At 41.3% G+C, this 17,519-nt stretch carries 17 protein-coding genes; 5 read left to right on the top strand and 12 right to left on the bottom strand.

The genetic code is table 11. The features are described 5' to 3' along the window. Positions 1 to 6: 6 nt before the first annotated feature. The 11 genes from ICN17_RS09385 to ICN17_RS09335 all read right to left on the bottom strand — a co-directional run bounded on the left by ICN17_RS09385 (position 7) and on the right by ICN17_RS09335 (position 12,150). On the bottom strand, positions 7 to 801 hold the full coding sequence (locus tag ICN17_RS09385; RefSeq protein ID WP_216237261.1) for a flagellar motor protein MotB: 795 nt from the start codon (positions 799 to 801) through the stop codon (positions 7 to 9). 2 nt (positions 802 to 803) lie between these two features. Continuing rightward, positions 804 to 1,544, bottom strand: a complete 741-nt coding sequence (locus tag ICN17_RS09380) for a flagellar motor protein (RefSeq protein ID WP_216237259.1) — start codon at positions 1,542 to 1,544, stop codon at positions 804 to 806. Continuing rightward, positions 1,526 to 2,257: an RNA polymerase sigma factor FliA gene (locus tag ICN17_RS09375; protein WP_216237257.1), complete on the bottom strand. Its 732-nt coding sequence runs from the start codon at positions 2,255 to 2,257 to the stop codon at positions 1,526 to 1,528. The genes ICN17_RS09380 and ICN17_RS09375 overlap by 19 nt, the downstream gene beginning before the upstream one ends. A gap of 15 nt (positions 2,258 to 2,272) precedes the next feature. Beyond that, a complete protein-coding gene (locus tag ICN17_RS09370; protein WP_216237255.1) occupies positions 2,273 to 2,749 on the bottom strand; it encodes a hypothetical protein in 477 nt (158 codons plus the stop codon). After that, positions 2,742 to 4,034 (bottom strand): flagellar biosynthesis protein FlhF, encoded by a 1,293-nt coding sequence (flhF, locus tag ICN17_RS09365; protein WP_216237254.1) that lies wholly within the window; start codon positions 4,032 to 4,034, stop codon positions 2,742 to 2,744. Before flhF ends, ICN17_RS09370 begins: the two co-directional genes overlap by 8 nt. Then, on the bottom strand, positions 4,031 to 6,109 hold the full coding sequence (gene flhA, locus ICN17_RS09360; RefSeq protein ID WP_216237253.1) for a flagellar biosynthesis protein FlhA: 2,079 nt from the start codon (positions 6,107 to 6,109) through the stop codon (positions 4,031 to 4,033). Before flhA ends, flhF begins: the two co-directional genes overlap by 4 nt. Further along, positions 6,106 to 7,290, bottom strand: a complete 1,185-nt coding sequence (gene flhB, locus ICN17_RS09355; protein ID WP_216237252.1) for a flagellar biosynthesis protein FlhB — start codon at positions 7,288 to 7,290, stop codon at positions 6,106 to 6,108. The genes flhA and flhB overlap by 4 nt, the downstream gene beginning before the upstream one ends. A 122-nt stretch (positions 7,291 to 7,412) precedes the next feature. Then, positions 7,413 to 9,374, bottom strand: coding sequence for an MCP four helix bundle domain-containing protein (locus tag ICN17_RS09350; protein ID WP_216237251.1), 1,962 nt, complete (start codon positions 9,372 to 9,374; stop codon positions 7,413 to 7,415). 89 nt (positions 9,375 to 9,463) lie between these two features. Further along, positions 9,464 to 10,396 (bottom strand): flagellar motor protein MotB, encoded by a 933-nt coding sequence (gene motB, locus ICN17_RS09345; protein WP_216237250.1) that lies wholly within the window; start codon positions 10,394 to 10,396, stop codon positions 9,464 to 9,466. Positions 10,397 to 10,422: 26 nt separating this feature from the next. After that, positions 10,423 to 11,286: a flagellar motor stator protein MotA gene (gene motA / locus ICN17_RS09340; protein WP_216237248.1), complete on the bottom strand. Its 864-nt coding sequence runs from the start codon at positions 11,284 to 11,286 to the stop codon at positions 10,423 to 10,425. 108 nt (positions 11,287 to 11,394) lie between these two features. Continuing rightward, positions 11,395 to 12,150, bottom strand: a complete 756-nt coding sequence (locus tag ICN17_RS09335) for a class I SAM-dependent methyltransferase (protein WP_216237246.1) — start codon at positions 12,148 to 12,150, stop codon at positions 11,395 to 11,397. Between the two features lie 158 nt (positions 12,151 to 12,308). On the opposite strand from ICN17_RS09335, the gene ICN17_RS09330 reads away from it, so the two are divergent. Beyond that, positions 12,309 to 12,917, top strand: a complete 609-nt coding sequence (locus ICN17_RS09330) for a FlgO family outer membrane protein (protein WP_216237244.1) — start codon at positions 12,309 to 12,311, stop codon at positions 12,915 to 12,917. A gap of 160 nt (positions 12,918 to 13,077) precedes the next feature. Beyond that, positions 13,078 to 13,506: a FlgO family outer membrane protein gene (locus ICN17_RS09325; protein WP_216237242.1), complete on the top strand. Its 429-nt coding sequence runs from the start codon at positions 13,078 to 13,080 to the stop codon at positions 13,504 to 13,506. Between the two features lie 29 nt (positions 13,507 to 13,535). On the opposite strand, the gene ICN17_RS09320 is transcribed toward ICN17_RS09325, so the two are convergent. Then, positions 13,536 to 15,917: a response regulator gene (locus ICN17_RS09320; protein WP_216237240.1), complete on the bottom strand. Its 2,382-nt coding sequence runs from the start codon at positions 15,915 to 15,917 to the stop codon at positions 13,536 to 13,538. Between the two features lie 250 nt (positions 15,918 to 16,167). Between ICN17_RS09320 and flhD the strand changes: the two genes are divergently transcribed. From flhD to ICN17_RS09305, 3 genes are all read left to right on the top strand, one after another. Beyond that, positions 16,168 to 16,500 carry a flagellar transcriptional regulator FlhD gene (flhD, locus tag ICN17_RS09315; protein ID WP_370625974.1) on the top strand — a complete coding sequence of 111 codons (333 nt, stop codon included), beginning with the start codon at positions 16,168 to 16,170 and terminating at the stop codon, positions 16,498 to 16,500. Positions 16,501 to 16,517: 17 nt separating this feature from the next. Continuing rightward, the gene (gene flhC, locus ICN17_RS09310; protein ID WP_216237238.1) at positions 16,518 to 17,081 is read left to right on the top strand and encodes a flagellar transcriptional regulator FlhC; all 564 of its coding nucleotides are present in this window, start codon (positions 16,518 to 16,520) and stop codon (positions 17,079 to 17,081) included. Between the two features lie 79 nt (positions 17,082 to 17,160). After that, positions 17,161 to 17,487 (top strand): hypothetical protein, encoded by a 327-nt coding sequence (locus ICN17_RS09305; protein ID WP_216237236.1) that lies wholly within the window; start codon positions 17,161 to 17,163, stop codon positions 17,485 to 17,487. Positions 17,488 to 17,519 lie beyond the last annotated feature (32 nt).

Below are 17,519 nucleotides of genomic sequence, written 5' to 3'. Positions count from 1 at the left end.
TAATAATTATTGCGTTGATGCGTTATCTTGAATTACAAAGATTGATACTCGTCTATTCTTTGCTCGACCTTGAGGCGACTCATTCGTATCAATCGGTCTGGATGAAGCAAATCCAGTGGCACTTAAATGTTCTTCATTAAGACCCTCTTCATTCAGAATTCTGAGTACTGCAGTTGCTCTTAATGCTGAGAGCTCCCAATTGGAGCTATATTCTTTATTCTTGATAGGCCTATTATCTGTATGACCTTCAATATCGATAGGGCGCTTGCTATTGACCAAGATTGGCGTAATTTCAGTTAAGGTACTAACGGCCAATGGGCTAGAGATTTTTGCTGATCCAGGAGCAAATAAAAAGCTATCTTGAATATCAATCCTAATGCCCCGGGAAACTTGAGCAACACTAATTTTTCCTTGATCAATCAGAGGCTTTAATTTCTTAATGAGATCACTGCGAGTAAGGTCCATTCTTGCCTTAGTCGAAATATATTGATCCCTTTTTAGCTTGGCGATCTCAATCGGATCTATTAAGACTAATTTTTGGTCTTTTTTCTGGTTTAAGCCGAGATTATCCTGTTGGCTTTTATCCTTGTTCTGCTCAACATTTTTGATGGGCGTAATCTGTACTAAGCTAAATGCAGATGATATCGAGCTAGATAAGGCTTCATACTTTTTTTGATTTACAGTCGAGCTTGTGTACATCACGACAAAAAAAGCAAAGAGCAGAGTTATAAAGTCTGCGTAAGATACTAGCCAGCGATCGTGATGAATTGCTTCATCTTTGATAAATTTTCTTCGCAACATGATTATTGTAGGTAGCTAGAAACTCTATCTTCTAACACAATGGTGTGGTCACCATTTGCAATGCCAGCTAATCCGTCAATCAGCATCTCATAATTTGCCAGTTCATCTTGAAGGATGGTTTTGAGTTTATTGGCAATCGGAATAAAAATTAAGTTTGCAAGACCAACGCCGTAGATAGTTGAAACAAATGCGATAGCAATACCACCACCAATCAGCGATGGGTCTGAAAGATTTTCCATTACATGAATCAGGCCAATAACAGCGGCCAGAATGCCAATAGTAGGTGAGTACCCACCCGCAGAATCCCAAACCTTGATTGCATTACGTTCTGACATTTCATATTGATTTAATTCAATTACGCCAATTTCTCTAATGGTATTAGGGGTTGCTCCATCGACAACTAAACGCAAAGCCTTTTTGATAAATGGATCAGTCGTCTCTTCCATGATTGGCTCGAGATGTAAGGTGCCTTCTTTGCGGGCGATCTGACTCCATTCCAGAAGAATGGAGGCTATTTCTGGACGATGATTGATTGGCTCAAAGAATACAAAACGCAATTTATGAAACGCTGCATTGAAGTTTTTAAGCGTACTTTGTAATAGGACAGCGCCAAAAGTTCCACAGATAACAATAATGAATGCAGATAATTGCAAGAGCGATGATAGTTTTCCTCCATCGATCGATTGACCAATGATGATTCCTAATAAGGCAAGCGCGATACCTCCTATGCTGGCCCGGTCCATAACTGCTCCTTTAATGTTGCGCGTATTCTTGCGATTGCAATACTATGCATTTGTGATACACGAGATTCTGAAATAGTTAATACGGCACCAATCTCTTTGAGATTGAGCTCTTGTTCGTAATAAAGACCCATCACGATTTTTTCTCGCTCTGGTAAGTTGTCGATCGCTTCTTTAAGCGCTTCTTTGAAGCCTCTCGAGAGTAAGCCATTGACCACATCATTATTGCTCTTGATAAAGCGATCTAAAAAATGGTCTTCATCATCTAATTTATTAACATCATCAAAGTAGATGAGCTGATGCCCAGTACATTCTGTAATAATTTGAAAGTATTCATCGATATTAATTTTTAATTTCTTGGCAATTTCGCTATCAGTTGGCGCTCTGCCCAACGATTGCTGTAAAGATGCAATTGCCTTTTCTACATCTCGCATTTGTTTGCGAATATTGCGAGGCAACCAATCGGCACTTCTCAGTTCATCCATAATCGCACCATGGATGCGCTGAGATGCATAGGTCTTAAATTGAGCGCCTTGGTTATCTTGAAACTTATTTGCGGCGTCAATTAATCCGATCATTCCTGCTTGAATGAGATCATCTACCTCGACATTGGCTGGTAATTTGGCCTTAATTTGATAGGCCATCTTTTTGACCATATCAGCATGCTCAGTAACTAAGCTATTCTGCCGGTCGACTTTTCCATCCGCTTTATACATATGACTTATCTCAATTTACATATCGCTATTATGAGCGCTTATATAAGTATTGCCAGATGCTAGGCAACCCAGATAGATAGGGTGGATGTGATGAAAGGCGTTTGCAGCCATTTTTATATTGTGAAATATGGTCTGTGACTTGTTTTCAGCGCTAGCTTTAATCAAAAAACCAAGTTCACGGTCCTCTGGGCTTTTGCTTAATAGCTTGATAATTCCATAAGCGGCCTTAATGGATTCCGAGGTTTGGTTAATGTACAGCACAATCTTATTGGCATTGAGGATCTCTAAGGGTGCACTTTGTGGCTTCCCATCTAATAGGGAAACCATAGGGATTTTGAGCATATCTAATTTTTTCGCAAAACTTGTAATTCCTAAACCATCTACTTTAGATAGCAAATCTCCTAGACTAGTCGCAGTCATGGAATCCATAGGCTGACCAAAGCACATCAGGTTTCTAAGTCCCGAAGCTTGGTCATGTATTGCTTTATGCATTAAATTGGGCCGCTCTCTTGCTGGTTTTCTTGGGACTAGCTTTAATTGAATTTAGTATTTCTAGGGTAGATTCATTGCCAGTATCTGTATCTAAGTCCTCAGCCTTATTCTGAGTGAGCAACATCATTTCTAATTCATAGTTTTTATTCAATAGGCAAATATCTTCTGGAACTCTCTGACCATTGGTTAAATAGAGCACTTTAAGTTTATTTTTCATGATGACATTTAAAGCTGAGCCTAGTGTCATTGCTTCATCAGCCTTAGTAATGATGCAAGCATCAAGACCCTTTTTAGAATAAGCCACTGCCACCGCATTTAATCCTTCGGTAGTATTGTTTGCATTCAAACATAAGACTTTTTTAATTGAAACCTTGGAGTCAGTTAACATCTGTAACTGAGTCTCAACCATAGTATCTTTATGGCTTAAACCCGCCATATCAATGAGGATCAGCTTCTTATCGGATAGTTTTTTAGTGGCAGCATTTAATTCTTCAATATTCTTGGCTACCATCATGTCAACCCCCATAATCTTGGCATAAATTCGGAGTTGTTCGTTGCCACCGATACGATAGGTGTCTGTTGAAATGAGGCCCACACTAGAATTGCCGTTTTTTAGAGCGTAACGAGCTGCGATCTTAGCAATCGTCGTTGTTTTTCCTACTCCAGTTGGACCAAGAAGTGCATATATTCCCGTGCCTTCCAAAACTTCAGACTCATCTTCAGTCGATTTAATATTCTTACTTAATAAATCTCTAGTCCATAAGAGGGCGTCTTCGTAGCCGAGATCGATTGGTAATTTTTTAATGACCCGTTTAATGAGGTCTTGATTGAAGCCCAAGTTGATGAAATTGCTAATCAGCATATTCTTGGTCTGATTATGGGGAGATGTTGCCCCCCAGGAGATATCATTCAGTTGTGACTGTAGGCTTGTTTTCATGTCACGGACCTCGGAAAGTAGTGCCTCTAAAGAATTTTGCTCTTCTTCTTTTTTAGCCACAGGCTCTTGTATCTTTTGTGCAGAATCTAGCTTGGCCTCTCTGGCATCCTGCTTACTATTAAAAAGAGCCAACATTTCTTGGGCTCTTTTAGCCAACAGTTGCTTATCACTACCAAGGGATTCTTTGGCAGCATTTTGTGGCACTGACTTTGGCGCCTGAGTCGCCGTAATCTCATGCCAACCATTAATTTCTCTATGGCTAATAATAGTCGCATCAGCACCAAGCTCATTGCGAACTTGTGTCATCACTTCACGCGCTGTTTTTGCTACAAATCGTTTTGAGCTCATGCTATTTCTCCAATTAAATTATTTACCTTCACTACTTTTGACTCTGGTAGTTCTTCATGGGATAAAACCCGTAAATTCGGTGTAAATCGTCTTAAAAATTTTGCTAATGTCAGTCGCAAAGAGGCGGGTACCAGTAAGACTGGTGAAAAACCCATTTGCTCTTGTTTTTTGGCCGCGGCAGTCGCCTCGTTAGCCAATGTCTGTGCAATGCCTGGTTCAATGGAATTGCTATTGGTTTGGGTATTAACTGCCTGCATCAGAATTCGCTCTAAATTATTGTCCAAAGAGATGACATTGAGTTCATTCGTGTTAGGGAATAGTTGCTGTGTAATTGCTCTTCCTAATTTAATTCTGACTTTGCTGGTTAACTCGGCTGCGTCCTGCGTCTGTTTTGAATTCTCAAGCAAAGTTTCCATAATGGTCTGCATATCGCGTATGGCAACACCTTCGCTTAGTAAGTTTTGCAGAACTTTTTGTACTGTAGAGATTGAAAGTAGTTTTGGTACCAATTCTTCAACCAATCTTGGAGAATCTTTGCTGAGTAAGGACATTAGCTGTTGGACTTCCATATGCCCAAGTAACTCACTTGCGTGCAGTCCAATCATATGGTTGAGATGAGTTGCAATTACCGTACTTGGATCTACTACCGTATAGCCGTAGCTTTGCGCTTCTTCTTTTTGAGCATGCTCAATCCATACTGCTGGCAAACCAAAGGCTGGATCTGTAGAGATTGCTCCAGCAATTTCAGCGGTAATGTTTCCTGGATTAATGGCTAAATATTGACCAATGTGAGACTCACCGCTGGCAATTTCTACGCCTCTGAGTTTGATTAAGTACTCAGATGGCTTGAGTTCGAGGTTGTCACAAATGTGAACTGCTGGCGTTAAAAATCCAACTTCTTGTGCAAATTTCTTTCTTAAAGCCTTAATTCTTTTAATCAGCTCGCCACCTTGATTCATATCAACTAATGGCACCAATCTAAATCCGACTTCAAGTCCAAGTGCGTCAACTGGAATCACATCCCCCCAGCTTGCCTCGAGATTTTCTTTATTGGTATCCTCTTTTAGTCTAGCTTCGGTCTCTTCCACCTTTTTGCTAGTTTTCTTGAGTGAATAAGCAATGCCCCATAAACCAGCTCCAGACAGTAAAAATGCGATGTGCGGCATCCCTGGAATTAAGCCCATTCCAGCCATAATGATTCCGGTAATCTCCAGTACTTTAGGGTTTGTAAATAATTGCTTAGTAAGCTGTGTACCGAGATCTTGATGATTTGCAACTCGTGAGATGACGATACCAGCTGCAACGGAGATGATGAGTGAGGGGATTTGCGCTACTAGTCCATCGCCGATGGTCAGCAAGGTGTAATTCTTGGCAGCAGTTGCTAACGGTAAGTCATGTTGGAGCATACCCACAACAAGACCGCCCAGAATATTGATGATAATGACCAATATGCCAGCAATCGCATCACCCCTAACGTATTTACTTGCGCCATCCATAGCGCCATAAAATTCTGCTTCCTGAGCGATTGCTTCACGTCTCTTGCGCGCATCTTCTTGACTTATGAGGCCTGAATTGAGATCAGCATCGATAGCCATTTGTTTTCCTGGCATTGCATCTAAGGTAAATCGTGCGCCAACTTCAGCAATACGTCCCGCTCCTTTGGTGACCACGGTGAAATTGATGATGGTGAGGATGATAAAAACAACGATACCAACGGCATAATTTCCACCAATCAAGAAGTGACCAAAGGCCTCAATCACTTTTCCGGCTGCATCTGGTCCGGTATGTCCTTCGGTCAGCACCAAACGCGTTGATGCAACGTTTAGAGACAGGCGAAGCATGGTGGTTACTAGTAGAACAGTTGGAAATGCCAAGAAATCCAAGGGCTTGGTTGTTTGTAAAGCAATCAAGATGACCAATATTGATAGTGCAATATTGAAGGTAAACAATAAATCTAGTGCGATAGCTGGTAGAGGCAGAACCATCATGCCTAACATCATGATGATAAAAATTGGACCAGCTACCGCTTTGGAGTTCAGCTCTTTCAAATTACTGAGTAATTGATTCAAGTTCATAAGGAAAGTGCCGTTCTGCTATTCATATTGAGTGTTAATTCTGGATCGGTGATGTGAGGATCTAACTCATCAGGCACTTCCACAGATTGAGGCATAGTTGGATATTCGCCGTCACGCCCATTAAAGCTTCTTACCTGGAATACGTAGGCCAATATTTCTGCTACAGCTAAGTAGAGTGCTTCGGGGATTTCTTGCTCAACCTCAGTATGGGCATATAGTGCTCGCGCAAGTTTTGGGGATTCCACCATCAAAATTTCATGTTCGCGGGCAATTTCTCGAATTCTTAACGCTACCGCATCACTTCCTTTTGCCAATATTCTTGGTGCACCCATTACTTCAGAGTCATATTTCACCGCCACTGCATAGTGGGTTGGGTTGGTGATCACTACATCAGCATTCTGAATCTGCGACATCATCCTACGCCTAGACATCGCAATTTGTTGCTGTCTAATTTTGGCCTTAATTTCAGGGCTACCATTGCTATCCCGCATTTCCTCACGGACTTCCTGAACGCTCATTTTGAGTTTTTCTGCATAGCGATGTAGTTGATAGGGTACGTCAATTGCAACAATAATCAGATAGCCAATCAGAATGAGGAAGAAGGTAACAATGAGAAAATTCACTGTATTGCTTAAGCCAGTTTCAATTGGCAATAAGGGCAACTTCATTAAATCTGGCAGGGAGTAGCTAATTGCTAAATAAGAGATGATTGCAATTAATCCAACCTTGCAAATAGATTTCAGTAACTCAACCCAGGAGTTTTTATTGAAGATATTGCCAAATCCGGTAATGGGATTAAGTTTAGTGATGTTAGGAGCGAGCATTTTTGTACTCATATTCCAACCGCCAATACCAATAGGGGAGAGTATTTCGCTCATTAGAATAAAAACGAAGATCGGTATAAAGACAACAATCAGATCACCGACTTGTTCATATATTTTGCTCAAGGCGCTTACAGGATCCATGGCCACCTTACTATCAAACTTCATACCGCTGATCATCAGGTTTTTTAAGGCCTCCTCTAAAAAGCCACCCATTCCCCAAAGGCATGCGCCAGCAGTGATCAATGTAGCTGCAGTGGAGAGTTCTTTAGAGCGCGGAACATCGCCATCCTCGTAGGCTTTCTGTATTCGAGAGCCCGAGGCCGTTTCCGTCTTTTCTAAATCGCTGTCATTCGCCACCAGCTACCTCAACACATTTATAGGGATAATGGCTTATTTTCCCTCAGCGGATGTGGTCTGAATCCCCAGAATAGGGGGGAAAATAGCTCACTATTCATCATAGTGAGCCTACTTTTTGGGGTTTAGAAAAGCTCCCAATCTGAGTCGTCTTTTGCTACTAGATTTTTCTTCTCAGCAGCGTTTTTAGCCTCAGCTTCGCGTTTTTCTTTTTCCAGTTTTTCGATATCTGACTTCAATATAAATTCTGAGGCAAAGGTATGGAGTTTGAGGATTTCAGGATTAGGAGAGACCACAATCAATTGATCGCTTTTCTCGATAGCATGGTCAATTTTTACTAAATCTGAGTAGCTTGCCGATAAACTCGTATTTTGTTCAGCATTGTTCAGCAAGACTTTGGAACCATCTTTGGCAATGCCATTCAAGGTTTCAATAATCTCCCTGAGCCCGCCGGTCATTTCATTGATGTTCTCAATATCATCTTTCGAGAGAGACTTTTTGACTTCATTTTTGATAATTGCAGTATTTCCATTGTCTAGGCTTGTAAAGCTAATATTCTCAATGGGGGATACTACGGTTACTTCTTTGCCACTCTTTTTTGAAGTCTCAAGCTGTTTTTTATGCAGATCATCCATTTTTTGGCAAATGGCCTGAATAGATTTAGAGGCCTCAATTGCGCGATTTTGGATAGATTTAAGGCTTCTAGCACTTGTCTTGTTCAATGCAGTGACTTTATCAAGACTATTTTTTGACTCGCCAATAATGGATTTCTGCTCAGCCGACACTGTGCGTAGTTTTTCCTGAAGAGTTTTCATTTCTTCACCAGTACCCTCGACTGTACTTGCTTGTGTTCTCACTTTAGTGAGCACCTCTTCAACCAAATCTAGGATGTAGTTAATGGTGCTAGCTGCTGGAGAATCGCCCTCACTGCCGGGCTGAACGGCAACCCTTTGGCTTAAATTTTTATTCTGTATGGTTTTGAGGAGTTCTTGAATCTCTTCGTTTGTGCTATTAAAGTAGCGCGCTATTTCCTTGTATTTTTTCTCGGACTCTTGACCGTAGCTCAGAGAGTAATCAATGGATGTATTGAGCTCTTTTGCCAGGATTTGGAATTCACCTTGGTGTTGCTCCACATTTCTTCTGCCTAAATTTTTGCCTTGTGACATGGATTTATTCAGAATTTCAGTATCGAGGAGGAATAATCTAAATTCTTCCTGAATTGCTTTTATAGCAGCAAGAACGCTACTATGATCACCTTCGCGTGTCTTTACATGAAAGTTCACATCTCCGCTGGCAACATGTCCTGCGGCTTCCAGTAATTTTTCTGGCTCGGCACCAAGGTGTGAGTCTAAGATTCTTTTTGAGTTACTTAGCAGGTAGATGATTGCAAACAATGAGCAAACGCTAACGAGTGCTCCAAAGACAATAAAGAAATACAGGTAGCCTTTCCCTTGCGAGGCGTCTTTTCTGCTTTCTTCATATTGAATTTTGATGAGGGCTTTAGCATTTTGATCCAGAATAGCGATCATGTCCCCAGAGTTGGTATAGATTTGCGATGCGAGACCAAGGTTGTTTGCAATGATTGCTGACTGTATTGCTTTTAGATCGTTACTGACCCATTCTGAGTAGGCGCCAGTGTAGGCTTCAAACACTTCCTTTTCTTGCACCCCTTTTGAGGTGATGCTATTTGTATTTTTTAACTCGTTTAACTTTGAGGCATTGCTAGCAATGAGGCCATCAATAGCCCCTACTGATTTTGGCTTTCCTTTGCCAGAGTCGTAAATTGCACTCTTAATTAGGGTATCTGTTTTTTGGATTAATTCTTTGGCATCATCCAAATTCTTGACCATCATCAGACGATTTTGATAGAGCGATTGCGCGTTATTCTGATAGAGATAAAGGCCATAGGCGCCGATCAGCATCAATACCGTATAACCAGCAACAACCATCCCCATAATTGCGGTTGAGCTATCTTTGACGCTCAGGGTAGGCAATTTAATCTTGGGGAGATTCCATGAAAAATTTGCAAACTCCGTCAATATGCTTGGGAATTGCGGGGTATTTGCGCTTAATTTAATTTTTGACATGTCGTCTTATCTCAATCTGATATGGATATTTTGATAAGATAATTCAGGAGGGTGTCTATCAAAGCCCTAAATAAGGCCAATTAACAGATCTATTTCTTGGTTTGCTTGGCCCCTGACTCTTGAATGACCTGTTTAGTGGCCTCAGAGTTGTTTGCAACTACAGAAGCGTTTTTCTCAATACGGTCTTGAGTCTTCTTATTCAGAATAATGATAGAAATTCTGCGATTCATCGGGTTAATAGGGTTAGCTTTGTCATAAAGGATTGCTGATCCCAGTCCTACGACCTCAAGCACTTTACCCTCATCCATTCCGCCTTGAATCAGCTCCCTGCGGGATGCATTGGCACGATCGGTTGATAGCTCCCAGTTGCTATAGGAGGCGGGCCCATCTGAAAAGGGGATAGCATCTGTATGGCCAGAAAGGCTTACTTTATTGCTAATGCCATTTAAAGACGAACCAACTGCTCGCATGATGGCTTTTGCAAAAGGCTCCAACTCAGCACTAGAAAGCGCGAACATCGGTCTTTTTAAATCATCCACAATTTGAATTCGAAGACCTTGATCGGTGATATCAATCAAAACCTGATTCTTATAATTTTTTAATTGGGGCTTTTCTTGAATTGCCTTCTCAATCTTTTCTTTGAGAGCGTTCAATCCTGCTTCGTCTAGTAGTTTTTGCTGCCCTTTTGATTTATCAGATGGCTTGACCTGAAATTCAGCCACGCCTTTCATGACTTCACCTTCTCTACGTGTGAGGTCTTGACCGCCGCCAGGTATCACGCTACTGGTACCGGATTTGTTTTCACCGCTAACAAAAATTTTCTCAATAGGAGTTTTGAAGTAGCCTGAAATTCCCTCTAAATCTCTTTTAGAGACGCTTGAAGATAATAGCCACAACAATAAAAAGAAAGCCATCATTGCCGTTACAAAGTCGGCATAGGCAATTTTCCAGGCACCTCCGTGGGCTCCGCCAGCAGCCTTACGCCTTCTCTTTACAACAATGAGGGGTTTATCGTCAGCCATATCTATCTCAAGCAGTTCTAAGGAACTTACTTGGTTCTAGCTTCCTTGATGTGGTCTTCGAGTTCAATAAATCCAGGACGCTCAGTAGAGAACAGAACTTTACGTCCAAATTCAACAGCAATAGTTGGTGCATATCCATTCAGACTTGCAATCATGATGACTTTAGTGGTCTGCAACATCTTGCTAGATTCAGCATGCTTTTGCTCGAGCAGGGAAGCCAGCGGTCCAATAAAGCCATAGCCCAACAAAATACCGAGGAAGGTGCCAACAAGGGCTTGAGCAATCAGGGCTCCCAGAGCTGCTGGTGGAACTGAGCCAACAGATTCCATGGTGTGTACTACACCCATCACCGCAGCTACGATTCCGAATGCAGGCATACCATCAGCCATTTTGGCAATAGCGTGGGAAACAATATGAGATTCGGCATCATGTGTTTCGATATCGTTGTCCATGAGATTTTCAATTTGAAACGCATCCATATTTCCAGACAGCATGAGGCGGAGATAGTCGCAAATGAAATCAATGAGATGGTGATCTTTTAATAGCTTGGGATATTTTCCGAAGACAGCACTGTTCTCAGGATTCTCAACATCTTTTTCAATCGACATCATTCCGTCTTTACGGATTTTGGTGAGGATCTCAAACATCATTGCCAGTAAATCCATGTACAGCCGTTTAGAGTACTGCGAGCCTTGTAAAAGGCTAGGCAATACTTTAATTGTTGCGCGAATGGTCTTGGCGTCATTACCAACCAAGAAGGCGCCTGCTGCACCACCAAAAATCATCAACAATTCAATAGGCTGCAAAAGGGCAGCAATGTGCCCGCCGGCCATAATAAAGCCGCCGAAAATGGAGAAGATAACAATGCCGTAGCCAATTAATACAAACATTGACTGTCCCTTTTTGAAAAGTAATGAGTAAGAATACTAAAAAAATTACATCCTAATTCTATGAATAAGCTCACTTTAGGGCATTATTCCTTGGAAAACTCAACGCATTCACGCTATCCGGTAGAGATAAGAGACCTTAGAATCATGGTCAGACTGCAATATATTGCTTGGTTTTACGCCCGGAACAATAAATTCATGACTGACCAACATCGAGCCTGACTTCATTTGTGCCTTACATTGTTCATACAATTTTGGCATTGCAGCTGGTGACAGATAGGCAAATACTAAATCAAAGTCGGCAAAATCTACTTTTTTATAGTTCCCGAGCCTAAAACTCACTTTAGACCTTTGGTATTTTGAGCGAAGCAGGCTAATTAGGAAGGGTAAAGGTGCTATTTCTATGCCCAAATAAGAAGACTTTGGATGGATTTTTGCGAGCTGAGTACTAAACCCTCCTAGGCCACTGCCAATTTCAAGGATTTTGAGCTGCTTATTGTGGTCAATAAGCTTAGCAACAACATCGCATGCGCCTTGTCCGGAGGGGTAGTAGGGTACCTGAGTGAGAAATACAGACCAGTACATCAGAACAAAAAGCAGAAATCCACCGAATAAAAAACCTGGCGTTAAATCCAGCTTTAATGCAAGCCAGATCGCCAATGGAAAAATAAACAGAATCCATTGCCACCAGAAAGCTAACTTTAGGGCTCTGGCAAGAAGGGCGGCGACTAGACCTTGAGTGGTTAAAAATAAGACCTCTGGTAGGGTTACAAGGAGGTATTTTGAGCAAATTTCCTGCAAAAGGAAGGATGCCCCTGCAGAAAGACAACCTACAAATAAGGCAATGAATGCTGGGGAAAGTCGCATATTCACAATATTCTCGTAACGGCGCTCATGAAATGGTAATTTGGGCCGTAATTGAACATGATGAGTAGTTTAACGAAACTGTGTTGTAAAGCCGGTCTAGCTATTGTGGCAAACCGGGCTATTGCTGATTTTGGCGCTTAATTAATAGAGGTTTTAGAATGAGTCACTACTGGTTATCAAGGGCTAAGCGCTTGAGATTGCATCTTTTGGCTGGGCTTTGCCTAACGATGATGAGCGGCCAATCGATGGCTTGGCTATTTGATTTTGGCAATTCAGGACCCCCAAAGCCTTATGTTGCCCAATCATTTCAGGATGGCGTCATCTCCATTGCTCAGCAGCTTGAAAAAAACATGGTGATGTCACCGCTAAGCAGTAAATTGATGATCGCCAATTTTGTTTCGCTTCAAGATTTAAATGAAACCTCCTCTTTTGGCCAGCTGGCATCAGCCAATTTGATGCATGAATTGCAAATACGCAACTGGAATATTATGGATCCCTTATTTACAAGAGATCTCTATATCGGACCTAGTGGGGAGTTTGCCTTAAGTAGGGACCCCAAGCGCCTTCCCGGTGCATTGCCATCATTTGAAGTCATCGCTGGTACCTACCAAACAACAACAGATTCCATTATTCTGAATGTTCGCTTGATTAATGCGCATAGTAGTAGCGTTATCTCTAGTGCCCAGGTAGTTTTCCCTAAGAGCCAAGTAATGAATGCTTTAGTTGCACAGCCTGCAGTAATGCCTATATTGAGTTTGACAAAGTAATTCTAAAATAATGTTTATGCTCCGAAAATCACTCGTTCCTCTTCTTGCGCTGCTCTTATTAGTATCAGGCTGTTCAAGTACGCAAAATCGAGTTGATAACCAATGCTTAACTTTCGAGGATAAGCTGCAAGCAACGGATTTGAGTAATCTGATGCAAAGTATGGCAACAGAATTGAGCAATGGATTGCCTAAGTTTGATCCAAAATCTAATGATTATTACGGTGTCCTGCTGGTGGCTGATTTTGTGAATGTCAACACTCTAAAGACTGAGCAAAATTCTCTGGTGATGAGTGATATGTTGCGTACTTATTTGGCAAACCTCCCGGGCAAGCGGGTTATTCAGGTGGAATTTGGCAAGGACATACGCTTAAGTGATTCTGGCGTGATCTCACTCACCAGAAACATCGATCTTGCTAACAAGCAAAAAGTAGGAGCCAATCAGGTTGTTGTTGGGACCTACTTAGATCTGCAGAGTAAATTAATTATCAATTTGCGCGCAATCGATCCTACCAATCAGATCATTTCATCTGCAGTGGTGCGTGAATTGAAGTACTCCTGTAGCGGCGGCAAGCTATATCTAACAAATTAGCCATAGCTAAAGCCAGTTATCTCAGGGGTTTAGGATGAGATGCTACCCATCAGCTGCCGAACATTGATTAATGCACTCTTGAATTGTTTATAGGGCACATTTTCTGCGCCTAATTGCTGATTCAGTGCAATGCTGCTATCCATTTCTCCGATAGCATGGTCAAAGTCTACCGTCATTTTAAATAATTCCTCTGCGCCTATGGCTGCTGCAGAACTCTTGAAATGGTGAATCTTTTTCTGTAGCGCATGAATATCATTTTTATGAATGATTTGATCTATTTCATTCATGACATCGCTAGTCTCTTGGTAAAAAAGCGAAGCGATACGCTCAAACACTTTATTTTGTTTGAGGGTCGCGATCACTTTAGGATTAAAGCCAGGTAAAGCTTGGGAATAATCAATTTCTATTTGATTAACGATTTGGACAGGCTTGCTGCTACGGGATTCATTGTTTTGCGAGAGAGTATTTGCTAAGACATTGATTAAATTTGCGGTATCAGTATTTTTGGCAACATAATCATTCATACCACTGGATAAGCAGGCATCCCGCTCCTTCGGGCTAATGCCAGCACTAAGACCAATAATAGGTAAATGCTTAAGATGTTCATGTTTACGAATTTGAATTGCCGTCGTTAAACCATCCATGACAGGCATTTGGGTATCCATCAATACAGCCGCATAGGTCTTTTTGGATAGCAACTGCAAAGCCTCAAGCCCATTATTAGCGACATCGACTTGTGCACCAGATAGATTTAGAAACTCCCTGAGGGTATCTTGAATGAGTAGATTGTCATCTACCAAAAGAAGATTCGTGCCACATAAAAGTGGATTAAATTTTGTTTTTTCAATCAATGACTTTAGGTTGGCAATCAACTGCATTGGCTTAAATGGCTTGGATAAGAAATCATTCATACCACTGGATAAGCAGGCATCCCGCTCCTTCGGACTAATGCCGGCACTAAGACCAATAATAGGTAAATGCTTAAGATGTTCATGTTTACGAATTTGAATTGCCGTCGTTAAACCATCCATGACAGGCATTTGGGTATCCATCAATACAGCCGCATAGGTCTTTTTGGATAGCAACTGCAAAGCCTCAAGTCCATTATTAGCGACATCAACTTGTGCACCAGATAGATTTAGGAATTCAGAAATCATCTCTTGAACTACGAGATTGTCTTCAACAACTAATATGGGCATATCGACGAGCTGAGATTCGATCGATTCAGTGCTTGAAGCGGCCTCATTTTCTGTTAGATCCTCTGAATTGGTGAGATAAGGCAGATTCAAAGTAAATGAAAATGATGAACCTAAATTGGGCACGCTTTTGATTACTAGATGAGAGCCCATTAAAGCTAGTATCTGATTGCTAATCAAGAGTCCTAGGCCCGATCCACCATAGATGCGAGCAATGGAAATATTAGCTTGGCTGTAGGGCTTAATGAGTTCTTTAATTTCGGATTCATTGATTCCGACCCCGGTGTCAGCAATAATGAAATGAACACTTGCCTGATTTCGATCGAGTTTTTGGCAAATCACTGAGACCTTAACTTTACCCTTAGCCGTAAATTTAATTGCATTACCAATGAGATTAATTAAAACTTGTCGTATGCGGTGCATATCTCCATTTAAGATCATTGGAGAAGCGGTATCTAATGTGCAGTCAAACAATAAGCCTTTTGTATCTGCGGCACCTTTGAACAGCCCTTGAAGATCTGCGATGACTGCATCAATTTTGAAGGGTCTAAATTCTAGGTCAAGCCTTCCGTTTTCAATTTTGGTTAAATCGAGTGAGTGATCTAGAGTTTTGATCAATGATTCGGATGACTCATTGATCTTAGTTAAATACTTAATCAGTGTTTCTGGATCCTGATGTTGCATAGCTAGCTTTGATAAGCCAATGATGGCACTCATCGGAGTGCGTATTTCATGGGATACGGTTGCTAATAGCTGAGATTTTGTTCTATTAGTCTCCTCAGCTACGCGAACTGCCTCAATTAATCTCGCTTCAGCAATTTTTTGTGGGGTGATATTGACTAAGATCCACACTACCTCCTGTGAACATTCATCAAAAAGTCGTCCAGAGACATTGAGCCAGATAGGATTGTTATTTTTGTCCTTGAGTCTAATTGTGTCGCGAAATAAATTGGCACGGTTAATCTCAACTAAAGCGTTTTTAGCAATCTTTAAAAATTCTCGTTTACTTGCAAAGAGATTGCTGATCGGGTTTTGGCTAAGTTCAACATCATTCTTGCCAATGACCTTCTGGATATAGCTATTAGCCCAAACGATGTTCTGCCGATGGGTGAGAATGATGCCGATCAGCTCACTTTGAAAGATGGCATCCCGTTGTTGCGATAGCCTATCGATACTCGATTGCAGGGGGTTAGGGCGATTTACTTCCTGATCCATTACTAAATCAATCCATATAAGGGGTTAAGACCCCCAGTTTGACCTTCGACGCATTCATTTGGCTGATTTTGCCTGGGTTGCAAATACTCAATTGCTTAGTTTAAGGGTGAAAAACCTGCTATTTAAGGCGATTATGTCAGATTTTTACTTACAAAAAGTACCGAATTCGTCTTATTTAGAAAAATTTTAAAGATAGCAAACTGACTACCTGCAACAAATAGTTTGAATTTCAATAAATGGAGGCTAGCAAGTGGAAATAGTCAATAAGTTTCAAGAGACAATCTTAGATGAAATTCGGGATGCGAATTTAAATTATTTGATGCTCGCGCAGCAAATGATCAAAGCTGATAAGGCCCATGCGATCTTTAGACTCGGCGTTAATTCTGATATTGCAGATTTAATTGGCGGCTTGAGCAATTCACAGTTAATCAAATTGGCCAGCGCCAATATGATGCTCACCAGATTCCGCTTTGACGACTCAGTGATGCTTGGCATGTTGACCAGCAATCACAAAGGTCAGTCCCAGGCTATTGCCCATAGCTCAATTTTGATGTCTTGTCAGCCAGCCCAGGCTATTGCCTAGTCTAAAAAGAGAAAACGATGAAAGTTAAAAGTATCATTGACGAAGCAGAACAGCTTCAGCTGGCTATTGAGTTAATCAAATTGGGCGCTCGACTGCAGTTATTGGAGTCTCAAACAGATTTGTCCCGCGAACGCTTAACAAAGCTCTACAAAGAGATGAGGGGCTCATCTCCGCCAAAGGGAATGCTACCTTTCTCAACCGATTGGTTCCTAACTTGGCAGCCTAATATCCATTCATCATTATTTTTAAATATTTATAATTTTTTAAAGGTTAATGCTGGACTGAGCGGCATCCAGGGGTTGGTTAAGTCTTACCAGTTGTATTTGGAGCAATACCATAGCATTGAAAAAGCCGATGACCATCCCATCAGTGATGAGCCAGTATTGAGTTTGATTCGTGCTTGGACATTAATTCGCTTTGTAGATCAAAAACTTCTTAAAACAGAAGCCTGCTCTTGCTGTAAGGGTAAATTTATTGTTGATGTTTATGATTTGCATGAAGATTACTTGTGTAATTTATGCCACGTTCCATCTAGGGCTGGTAAGTACCAAAAAAATAAGAAATACTTACTTGCAGCTTAGTAATAACCCTATTCACCTCAGGGCGGTCTCGTAGCTTTGTGTTAAGGTCTAATCTTGGTTCAAGCTGAGATTAGCCCTTATGATTTCCGATAAAGATGAGCAAGTTTTAAAAAAAATCTGCGTCACATTCAACACTAATTTTTTGAGTGGCGCCGATATGATCCAGGCCATCATTGTTGCCATTGATGCCAATAAAATGGTGCATCTGGGTCTTTCAAAGGTTGACCCCAAAGAGATTCTGAAAGTTTTTTCTCGCGATATGAAAGTACATGCTCCTTCGCATTTACGAGAATTAACAATCAATATCTTCGAATATCTCATGCTAACCCACGTGAATCCCTCTTTAAAGGGCCCAGAGGTGCGGTTAAAATTAGAGTCACAATTGGTGCCGCTCAATCTTTGGTAGCACTGTCATCCAGTGAATTGCTGGTATGCACC

This window comes from Polynucleobacter sp. 73C-SIWE, assembly GCF_018882465.1.
Lineage (GTDB): Bacteria > Pseudomonadota > Gammaproteobacteria > Burkholderiales > Burkholderiaceae > Polynucleobacter.
The sequence above is the reverse complement of the archived record's forward strand: the minus strand, read 5'-3'. Positions and strand labels throughout refer to the sequence as shown.

Excerpts from the sequence above, each read along its gene's own strand:
- ICN17_RS09385 (WP_216237261.1), bottom strand. The coding sequence starts at position 801 with ATGTTGCGAAGAAAATTTATCAAAGATGAAGCAATTCATCACGATCGC.
- ICN17_RS09380 (WP_216237259.1), bottom strand. The coding sequence starts at position 1,544 with ATGGACCGGGCCAGCATAGGAGGTATCGCGCTTGCCTTATTAGGAATC.
- ICN17_RS09375 (WP_216237257.1), bottom strand. The coding sequence starts at position 2,257 with ATGTATAAAGCGGATGGAAAAGTCGACCGGCAGAATAGCTTAGTTACT.
- ICN17_RS09370 (WP_216237255.1), bottom strand. The coding sequence starts at position 2,749 with ATGCATAAAGCAATACATGACCAAGCTTCGGGACTTAGAAACCTGATG.
- flhF (WP_216237254.1), bottom strand. The coding sequence starts at position 4,034 with ATGAGCTCAAAACGATTTGTAGCAAAAACAGCGCGTGAAGTGATGACA.
- flhA (WP_216237253.1), bottom strand. The coding sequence starts at position 6,109 with ATGAACTTGAATCAATTACTCAGTAATTTGAAAGAGCTGAACTCCAAA.
- ICN17_RS09350 (WP_216237251.1), bottom strand. The coding sequence starts at position 9,374 with ATGTCAAAAATTAAATTAAGCGCAAATACCCCGCAATTCCCAAGCATA.
- motB (WP_216237250.1), bottom strand. The coding sequence starts at position 10,396 with ATGGCTGACGATAAACCCCTCATTGTTGTAAAGAGAAGGCGTAAGGCT.
- motA (WP_216237248.1), bottom strand. The coding sequence starts at position 11,286 with ATGTTTGTATTAATTGGCTACGGCATTGTTATCTTCTCCATTTTCGGC.
- ICN17_RS09335 (WP_216237246.1), bottom strand. The coding sequence starts at position 12,150 with ATGCGACTTTCCCCAGCATTCATTGCCTTATTTGTAGGTTGTCTTTCT.
- ICN17_RS09330 (WP_216237244.1), top strand. The coding sequence starts at position 12,309 with ATGAGTCACTACTGGTTATCAAGGGCTAAGCGCTTGAGATTGCATCTT.
- ICN17_RS09325 (WP_216237242.1), top strand. The coding sequence starts at position 13,078 with ATGGCAACAGAATTGAGCAATGGATTGCCTAAGTTTGATCCAAAATCT.
- ICN17_RS09320 (WP_216237240.1), bottom strand. The coding sequence starts at position 15,917 with ATGGATCAGGAAGTAAATCGCCCTAACCCCCTGCAATCGAGTATCGAT.
- flhC (WP_216237238.1), top strand. The coding sequence starts at position 16,518 with ATGAAAGTTAAAAGTATCATTGACGAAGCAGAACAGCTTCAGCTGGCT.
- ICN17_RS09305 (WP_216237236.1), top strand. The coding sequence starts at position 17,161 with ATGATTTCCGATAAAGATGAGCAAGTTTTAAAAAAAATCTGCGTCACA.